This is a genomic window from Thalassolituus marinus (genome assembly GCF_020320395.1).
GTDB classification, from domain to species: Bacteria; Pseudomonadota; Gammaproteobacteria; order Pseudomonadales; family Oceanobacteraceae; genus Venatoribacter; species Venatoribacter marinus.
The window spans coordinates 1-8,803 of record NZ_JAEDAH010000067.1 but is presented as its reverse complement, the minus strand read 5'-3'; the positions used below and the strand labels follow the sequence as shown (position 1 = coordinate 8,803).

General features: G+C 53.0%; 11 protein-coding genes. 8 read left to right on the top strand and 3 right to left on the bottom strand.

The window, feature by feature from the left end; translation table 11 throughout:
* Positions 1-181: 181 nt before the first annotated feature.
* Both I9W95_RS12170 and I9W95_RS12165 read right to left on the bottom strand, forming a co-directional pair.
* On the bottom strand, positions 182-835 hold the full coding sequence (locus tag I9W95_RS12170) for a class I SAM-dependent methyltransferase (RefSeq protein WP_225675262.1): 654 nt from the start codon (positions 833-835) through the stop codon (positions 182-184).
* Between the two features lie 20 nt (positions 836-855).
* Positions 856-1,602, bottom strand: a complete 747-nt coding sequence (locus I9W95_RS12165) for an MBL fold metallo-hydrolase (protein ID WP_225675261.1) — start codon at positions 1,600-1,602, stop codon at positions 856-858.
* Positions 1,603-1,654: 52 nt separating this feature from the next.
* Here I9W95_RS12165 and msrA point away from each other — a divergent pair, with 52 nt between their 5' ends.
* The gene (msrA, locus tag I9W95_RS12160) at positions 1,655-2,269 is read left to right on the top strand and encodes a peptide-methionine (S)-S-oxide reductase MsrA (RefSeq protein WP_225675260.1); all 615 of its coding nucleotides are present in this window, start codon (positions 1,655-1,657) and stop codon (positions 2,267-2,269) included.
* Between the two features lie 102 nt (positions 2,270-2,371).
* Positions 2,372-3,109 (top strand): ParA family protein, encoded by a 738-nt coding sequence (locus I9W95_RS12155; protein ID WP_225675258.1) that lies wholly within the window; start codon positions 2,372-2,374, stop codon positions 3,107-3,109.
* On the opposite strand, the gene I9W95_RS12150 is transcribed toward I9W95_RS12155, so the two are convergent.
* Positions 3,084-3,464, bottom strand: a complete 381-nt coding sequence (locus I9W95_RS12150) for a hypothetical protein (RefSeq protein ID WP_225675256.1) — start codon at positions 3,462-3,464, stop codon at positions 3,084-3,086. The two genes, I9W95_RS12155 and I9W95_RS12150, sit on opposite strands and share 26 nt — an antisense overlap.
* Positions 3,465-3,556: 92 nt before the next feature.
* Here I9W95_RS12150 and I9W95_RS12145 point away from each other — a divergent pair, with 92 nt between their 5' ends.
* The 6 genes from I9W95_RS12145 (at position 3,557) to I9W95_RS12120 (ending at position 8,698) form a co-directional block, all read left to right on the top strand.
* Positions 3,557-4,336 (top strand): TatD family hydrolase, encoded by a 780-nt coding sequence (locus I9W95_RS12145; protein ID WP_225675254.1) that lies wholly within the window; start codon positions 3,557-3,559, stop codon positions 4,334-4,336.
* Positions 4,337-4,455: 119 nt separating this feature from the next.
* Positions 4,456-5,802, top strand: a complete 1,347-nt coding sequence (locus I9W95_RS12140; protein WP_225675252.1) for a DUF1329 domain-containing protein — start codon at positions 4,456-4,458, stop codon at positions 5,800-5,802.
* A 65-nt stretch (positions 5,803-5,867) separates the two neighbouring features.
* Positions 5,868-6,929: a murein transglycosylase domain-containing protein gene (locus I9W95_RS12135; protein WP_225675250.1), complete on the top strand. Its 1,062-nt coding sequence runs from the start codon at positions 5,868-5,870 to the stop codon at positions 6,927-6,929.
* A complete protein-coding gene (locus tag I9W95_RS12130; protein ID WP_225675248.1) occupies positions 6,919-7,587 on the top strand; it encodes a class I SAM-dependent methyltransferase in 669 nt (222 codons plus the stop codon). The genes I9W95_RS12135 and I9W95_RS12130 overlap by 11 nt, the downstream gene beginning before the upstream one ends.
* A gap of 37 nt (positions 7,588-7,624) precedes the next feature.
* On the top strand, positions 7,625-8,173 hold the full coding sequence (locus I9W95_RS12125; RefSeq protein WP_225675246.1) for a hypothetical protein: 549 nt from the start codon (positions 7,625-7,627) through the stop codon (positions 8,171-8,173).
* 69 nt (positions 8,174-8,242) lie between these two features.
* Positions 8,243-8,698 (top strand): ferritin family protein, encoded by a 456-nt coding sequence (locus tag I9W95_RS12120; RefSeq protein ID WP_225675244.1) that lies wholly within the window; start codon positions 8,243-8,245, stop codon positions 8,696-8,698.
* The last annotated feature ends 105 nt before the right edge of the window (positions 8,699-8,803 follow it).

The window sequence follows — 8,803 nt, the reverse complement described above, 5'->3', positions numbered from 1 at the left end:
GTTTTTGCTCCTGCAAAACCTGCATTTCCGCCATCCTTGGCGGTCAGGAGTTAAGCCCGTCCGGCGATAGGGGCGGTCCGACGTTTCGGAAGGCCCCTCTATGAGGACAAAGGGCCCTGAATATCCCACAAAAGTTGAAATGAAAATTTGTGGGACACTAGTGCCGCGTAAGCGGCCTTTTTTATGCTTCGTACAAATTAACCCAGCGGAATTCGTCGAGTTCATCCAGATCCGGGACGGTAAAGGATTCATGACGGCCGATGGCTTTGTACGGCGGGAAGTCAAAATCCTTTACGCGTGAGTCGGCCACCAGCACCTGACGGGCTTTGTCGCGGAAAACATTCAGCAATGGCAGGTTAGCTTTGTCGTACAGCACATCGGCGGCGATCAGCAGGTCGAGTTCCTCGTCGAAGGCAAACAGGTCGCCGTGCAGGCGATAGCTGACGTTATTCAGCGCCGCATTGGCCTCACAGGAAAGCAGGGCGTCGGGATCGATATCGCAGGCGATTACTTCGCGCGCACCGGCCATCACACAGGCGATGGCTACTACACCTGAGCCCGCACCGAAATCCATGACTTTCTTGCCTTTAACCCAGTGCGGATTCTGCAAAATCTCACGTGCCAGTACCTGGCCGCTGGCCCAGCAGAATGCCCAGTAGGCCGGATAGGCCTGAATATTAATAATTTCCTGCTGACTGAATGGGCGGCGCATGGCTTCGGGTTCGACCAGCCACAGACTGATTTGCGGACATTGCGGTAAGGCTTGTGCGCTGACGCGGGCATCGTCCAGCATCAGGCGGATACGCTGATTCAGCAGCGTTTGTTGTTCGTTCATGGTGGATAAATCGTTATTCATTACTGGATGGAAGGCAGCGCGATGCAGTCGCCGGGGCGGGCAACCCGATAACCGGCATCAGTCAGCGCTGTTGCCGCGGCCTCATTGGCATAATGGTACAGCACAAACTGCCGCAGCAGTTGCGGGCTGTATTCCCGTGCCAGGTCTTCCAGACCTGTATGTGAGGGATTGGCGATCAGACCGCAGTCGTGAAAGACCACCTCACTGCCGCTCAGTACATGGGCCAGTACTTCCGGCACCGGACGGGTATCGCCGCTGTAAAAGAAGACGCCGGGCAGATGCAGGGAAAAAGCCGATCCCGGTGCGTGGTGGCGGGCAGGGTTAAGGCGCAGGGTCAGGTCGTTGTGCAGAAAATCGTCCACAACCGGAATCAGCTGGAAAGAATCCCAGAAGTTATGTCCGCCTTCGGCCATACAACCGGGGTATGTGGCGAGGCGTTGATGCAGCAGGGTAATCAGGCTTAGTGGCACATACAGGCGTACCGGCGGGCGCTGTTGCAGCCGCACACGCACAGTGAGGATTTCCAGATCGGCGATATGATCCAGGTGGCAGTGGGTGAGAAATATCGCCTCCGGCAGGGAACCATAGCAGTGCTGATAAGCCCCCAGCGTGCCCGGGCCACAGTCGATCAGCAGTTGTGGCTTACCGTTCTGTTCGAGCACGGCAGCTGAACACCCCATCGCCAGTTCGCCGCCGCTGCCAGTCCCCATAAATCGTAGGGAGTAAGATGGGGTTTTTACGGTCATAATAGCTCTGCCAATTCACAATCTCAGGTGCATTATGTGGCGTCCAAAACTTATGTCTATCCCTTCCGCGGAACAAGCCCTGCCCGGGCGTTCACAGCCCGCGTATGTTGTTAACGATGGTCACTATGTGCATGGCCGGCCATTTCTCGGCGAGTGCCCGCAGGGCTTAGCTCAGCTGATGGTCGGTATGGGCTGCTTCTGGGGGGCTGAACGGCGTTTCTGGATGATTGAGGGGGTATATTCAACCTCTGTCGGCTACGGCGCCGGTCACACACCGAACCCGACCTATGAAGAAGTGTGCAGCGGTCTGACTGGCCACAATGAACTGGTACGCATCTGGTACAACCCGGCCGAAGTTACGCTGGAAACCCTGTTGCAGGTGTTCTGGCAAAGTCATGATCCGACTCAGGGGATGCGTCAGGGCAACGATATCGGCACCCAGTACCGCTCGGGCATTTACCTGGCGGATGCCGCTGAGCGCCAAATTGCTGAACAAACCCGGGATCATTATCAGCATCAGCTGAGCAAAGCGGGGCTGGCTGATATCACAACAGAAATTCTGCCCGCCTGCGTATATTACCCGGCGGAGACTTATCACCAGCAGTATCTGGCGAAGAATCCCAATGGCTATTGTGGCCTGGGCGGCTGTTCGGTTCCTTATCTCTAGCCTGAATGGCCTGATCAATCAGGCCTTTTGATCTCTGTGCTTGAATCGTTAGCAGAATGCTGTAAAACCTGAGCATTATTGTTAAAGCATTCAGGAGTGAACATGCGCACGCTGGCGGTCTATCAACTGAAAGGTGGTGTTGGCAAAACAACCACCGCGGTAAATCTGGCTGCTCTGGCTGCGCGTGACAACATCCGTACTCTTATCTGGGATCTTGACCCTCAGGGGGGCAGCAGCTGGATCTTTCATGCTGATAATGGAAAACAACAGGATGAATTCTGGCGCGGTAAAGTACCCGTTGGCTCTCTGATACGTCATACCCGGATTCCGCGCCTCGATATTCTTCCGGCGGATATGTCACTGCGAAAATTTCACCAGCGGGTAGATAGCCGTAAAGAGGCGCGCCAGTTTATGAATGACACGCTGGCGGCACTGTCTGAAACCTACGGTCTGATCATTCTCGATTGTCCGCCGCTGATGACGCCACAGATGGAAGGTGTACTACGTGCGTGCGATCGTATTCTGTTGCCTGTGCAGCCATCATTACTCTCTATTCGTGCCTATCAGCAGATAAAAGATGACTTCGACTGGGCTAAGAGCAAACAGTGGTTGCCGTTTGTCACCATGATTGACCGTCGTAAGCCGGACCATGTGCGCTGGGTGCAACAGGATCTGAAAGAGTACCCGGAGTTTCTGAATACCTTTGTTGGTTACTCCGCAAGTGCAGAACGTATGCTGCATCAGCGTAACCCGATTGTGGAAGATCAGCCTGCGGTGCCGCTGGCACGTAACTATCGGGCGTTATGGCAAACCGTTAAACCGCTGTTGAATCTGCGTTAAAGCGGCAGTGACGGGCGTCCGGGTAAGCCAGAAATACTGCCCAGGCAATGGCGGTAGCGTAGGCGAGGTTGGTACGTAATTCGTTGTGCGGGCTGTTCAGAAATTCACGCTGCGAAGCCAGGCCGCGAATTTTACTGGCCATGTCCGGATCGAAGGCCAGATACTGATTCCAGACTTTCTGATGCAACGCTGCATCAATCGGATAAATGCCCTGGGGACACAGGCTTGATGGATTCTGGCGATGGCTGCGGGCAATGGCGGCGAGAATGTTTTCTGCGGCGTCAGACTGCTTACCAAGATACTGCAGGGTGGGGCGTATAACGTTATCTCTGAGTTCTGAGCTGCTCAGTTCCATGGAGCCAAATCCGTTTTTAAACACTCCGTTTCAGCTTAGTCCTTTTTGTGGTGAAGTCAGAATGAAAAAAAGTACAGAGAACACCATTTGATATGAGTGCACATCCTGTTCACTGGATCGACAGCCATTGCCACTTTGATTTCACACAGTTTGACAGTGACCGTGAGTCCGTCTGGCAGAGAGCAAAGGCGGCCGGGGTGGGTGAACTGATGATTCCCGGCGTGACGATTCAGCAGTGTGAGAGCCTGTCCGCGTTTTGTACACATCGTCCCTGGCACCATGCGCTGGGCTTACACCCTTACTTCCTCGATCAGCACCAGACTGAACATCTGCAGCGGTTGGAAGCTCTATTAGCAGGCGGAGAAGCGCTGGCAGTGGGTGAAATCGGTCTGGATCGTGTTCTGGCTCAGGATCATGAGCAATTAGAGCAACAGTGGTTCTGGTTTCGCCAGCAGGTTGATCTAGCCCGTCGTTTTCATAAACCACTGATTCTGCACGTGCGTGGGATGCATGATGAAGCCGCAGCCTGGCTGCGTCTCTGTCACTTTAGCCATGGCGGTGTCGTTCATGCGTTTACAGGCAGTGCTCAGCAGGCCAGGGCCTGGCATAAGCTGGGATTTGCCCTCGGTATCGGTGGTGCAATGACCCACAGCCGGGCAACGCGTCTGCGTTCAACGCTGGCAACACTGCCGTCAGAGCAGCTTTTGCTGGAAACAGACAGTCCCGACATGAGCCCGGCGTTCTGGGCGGATAAACGTAACAGCCCGGAAACTCTGCCAATGATCGCAGCAATGCTCGCCAGTGTGCAGAAAGTGTCAATCGAGCAGCTCAAAGGCACTCAGGCGTCGACCTTTCGACGTACATTCGGGTGATCTGAGACATTGTTCTGACTAATTCGTCAGTACTTTTTGTGGTGATTTTGTAACCTGCCATTGATTGCAAGTGGGCTGGGCCTTAGCCTGCCGACCGCTGAACTCCCGTCAATGGTGAAATGATGAAAAGACTGGTATTGCTCTCCACACTGTTTGCCCTGACGTTACCGGCCTCCGCTGCTGTAACTCAGAAAGATGCAGAACGTCTTGGTAAGGACCTGACTCCGGTCGGTGCCGAGAAAGCAGGCAACGGCCGTGACATCCCGGCCTGGACAGGTGGACTGAAGAAGGACGAAAACCATCCTTCCGGAGCATTCCATAAAGATCCTTACGCCAGTGACAAGCCATTATTTCGTATTGATGCCTCCAATATGGAGCAGCATAAGGCGCGTCTGACGAATGGCCAGATGGAAATGCTTAAGCGTTTCCCGGATATGTTCCTGGAGGTGTACCCAACGCACCGTTCGGCTTCCTATCCTGAACACGTATACGCAGGCATCAAAACCAATGCTACCCGTGCCGAACTGTTTAAATACGGTTCCGGTGTCCGTGGTGCAACCATGTCATCACCATTCCCGATCCCGACGGATGGCCTCGAAGTGCTGTGGAACCATACGCTGCGTTTTCGTGGTCTGAGCATGTCTTTCAGCGGTGTAGCCTCATCCGTGACATCCGGTGGTCAGCGGATGGATGCTCTGCGTGACTACGAGTACTACTTCAAGTACAGCGTGCCGGGTTACGAACCAGAAGATCTGGATAACAAAATCTTCCTGCTGAAACGTAAAACACTGGCACCAGCGACCATGGCCGGTGCTATTACTCTGGTACACGAGACACTGGACCAGATTCGTTCCCCGCGTAAGTCCTGGATCTACATGCCGGGCCAGCGTCGCCTGCGTCGTACTCCCGATCTGGCGTACGACACCGCCGATGTGAACACTAACTCTATTCGTACGGTCGATCAGGTTGATATGTTTAACGGTGTGCCGGATTACTACGAGTGGGATCTGAAGGGTAAGAAGGAAATTTATATTCCTTACAACGCTTACAAGGTGCATCAGGGCAACCTGAAAGTGGACGATATTCTGCTGCCGCATCACATCAATTCTTCACTGCTGCGTTACGAAGCACACCGCGTGTGGGTTGTGGAAGCCAAACTGCGTGTGGGTTACAGCCATCGTTATGCAACCCGTCGTTACTACGTTGATGAAGATTCCTGGTCTATCGTTTACGCCGAAGAATACGATGAAGCTGGTAACCTGTGGGAAGTGACGGAAGCGCATCTTATTAACTACTACGATGTACCAGTGATGTACACCACGCTGGAAGTGACCTACGACATGCAGGATGGCCGCTATTTCGTAGAAGGACTGGACAACGAGCGTGGCAGCACCATCAACTATACCTTTGAACTGGATGAGAAAGACTTCTCACCTGCAGCGGTTCGCCGTGAGGCTGTGCGTTGATCGGCTGACACCTGCGCAGCATCACAGTAAACTGGCGGCTTTCGGGCCGCCTTTTTATTGCGTACGTGTTCAGATTTAATTTCCTGATTGTTTTGCTGCTTTTGCTGAGTCGCGCTGTTAACAGTGCGGAATTGCCAGCGAACTTCACCGAGCTGTCTGACGATGTTCAGGCGGTGATTCTCGAATATGTGTTCTTCTCAGAACAAGCGAATCAGGTATGGGGGAATGACTACGAAGAGTCATCTGTCCATACCCTGGTTAAGTACCTCGATGACTTCCACACGCGACTGCATATCGACTTTGATGGCGGACGTATCCGGGTGGAGAGTGAGGGCAGTAAAACTCCGCTCACTTCGCTGAAACACGCCATCGTTGCAACCTTGCTGACGCCAGCAGATCCCACCTCGGTTGATCTCTATACCGCTGCTGACCTGGGAATTACCGGTAAGCCATTTCTGGCAGGGCAGGTTCTTGATCAGGATGGCGTTAGTATTGAATATGCCTGGCGTGCAGAGCGCTTTGCCGACTACTTACTGGAAAAGAAACTTCGCCATCGCGGGGCCCGCTACTGGGTCGATATTCCCATGGTACAGGGGCATAAGCATAAGAGTGCTGATCGCTATCGCACACTGGCACAGAATGCGTCGGATAAATACCGTGTGTCTGTTCCCCTGATTCTGGCGATTATGGAGACTGAAAGCAGTTTTAACCCCTTTGCTGTTTCCCATGCAGGCGCCTATGGCCTGATGCAGGTTATGCAGGCGACCGCAGGTAAGGATGTGTTTCAGCGTATTTACAAGCAGTCAGGTAAGCCAAGTCGTTCCTATTTGCTGAACCCTCAAAATAATGTCGATGTCGGCACTGCTTATCTGTCGATTCTGCGTGATGTTTATCTGCGTGATATTAAAGGCTGGAAGAAACGCGAGTACTGCATGATTGCTGCCTACAATGGTGGTGCTGGTAATTTGTTAAAAGCCTTTCATCGTGATCGAAAAACAGCGCTGCAGATTATTAATCGTATGTCGGATAACGAAGTGTATCAGCGCATTGTGCGCCATCACCCCAAAGCAGAGTCTCGTCGTTATCTTGAAAAAGTGACTGCATTTAAGGCTGCCTATGTCCGTTGATAACGCAAATACACTGGATTTGCTGAGCCAGTATCTGGCGATACCGGGGGCCTCTCTGGTGCAGTCGACCGTACCGGATACTGAGCTGCGTTTGTGGCTGATGTCGCTGGAAAACCCTCAGGTGGAGATGAGTTTCGGTGAGATCGAGGCTTTATGGCAGCAATTACCATTCTGGGCGTTTGCCTGGGCGGGCGGGAATGCCCTGGTGCGCTGGATTATGGCCAATCCACACGCCGTTAAGGATAAACGGGTTCTGGATTTTGGCTGTGGCTCGGGTCTGGTTGGCGTGGCCGCGGCCCTGTGCGGCGCACGCGAAGTGTGGTGTGCAGATCTGGATGGGCATGCGCTGCTGGCGGCGCAGTTGAATGCTGAGTTAAATAATGTCGATATTCACTGTGTCGACGGTGACTGGCCAGACGTTGATCTGCTGTTGGCGGCGGATGTGTTGTATGACATCAGCTCCAGTGGTGATTTACGCCAGCTGATGCTGACCATTCCCCAGTGGCTACTGGCTGAAACCCGCTATGTCGCGCCGGATTTTGTTGCTCTGACGTGTCTGCACAGTGAGACAAGCTGCACAATCCCTGCAATCGGCGATTTCGATGAATCGGTACCGGTTGAGATTTATTGCCGTGGGCCGGAAACCCCGTTAGTGTAAGCAGCGGTAAAGGATAACAATGATTTTGGAGACGACTATGCGTGCACTGCTCGCTACCCTGATGCTGACAGTGGCCTCAATGACGATGGCAGCTGATCTGACAGAAAAAGACGTAAAGCTCTGGTTGAGCGCAACTGGTGAGATGGACAGCTGGCTGAATGAAAATGAAGACAAGCTTCCGGAAATGGAACTGGAAAATGAAGACAGCAGTGTCGAAGCCATGTTTGCCAAAGGCCTGCAGGAGCTGAAGAACGCTGGCTTGTACGACGAGTTCAATACTCGTGCTAAGAAAGCGGGTTTTGATGGTGCTGAGCACTGGGCTGAAATTTCCCGTCGTATTTCTCTGGCTTATGTCGCGCTGGAAATGGAAAACGAGACAGTTTCTATCTCTCAGATTGAAGCGCAGCTTAAGCAGGTGCGCGAATCAGCCCTGCCGGAAGAGCAGAAGGCGATGATGGAGCAGATGATGGAAGCGTCGCTGGGTATGCTGCGCTCTGTTAAAAATGTCAGCGCCGCTGACAAAAAAGCGGTTGGTCCATACCGCGATCAGCTGGAACAGAAGTTCAATGAAGGTGCGGAAGAATAACCTTTGATTTCCGGCAATGGTGAATAGCCGCCAGGCGGCTATTCTTATAGCACGGACAAGGAGCTGGCTATGAGCTATTCAACGGTTAAAGATATTCTGGATTACAGTCGTACCCTGCATGAGCACGCGCGTAATCTCTACGAGCAGCTGCGTGATCAGACTCAGCGCGAGCGCGTCGATATGATGCTGCATTTGCTGGCGGAGCATGAGAATACTCTGGCAACGTCGCTGCAGAGTTATCAGCAGGATGTCAGTAAGAAGGTGCTGGATGAGTGGCATCAGTTTGAACCTGGCTCCATTGCAGAGGCCTTGTCAGGCTGTAAAGCGTTTCATCCGGATATCAGCGTTGATGAGCTGGTAAGTATCGCACTGAAAATTGATGACTACCTCATCGGTCTGTACAAGCAGGTGCTGGCAGAAACAACCAGTAGCGAATCCCGCAGTCTGTTCAGTAATCTGGTGCAGCTGGAGGAATCGGAAAAAATGCGAACCGTCAGGGCGGCCATGTCGGCAAACGACTGGTAATAAAAAAAAGCGGCTGATAGCCCACTGCTGTCCCACAGTTTTAAAGGTATCTGTTTTCTATAAACGACTTTTAAATCCGCAGTGCCTACTGCCTCCCAGGGGAAC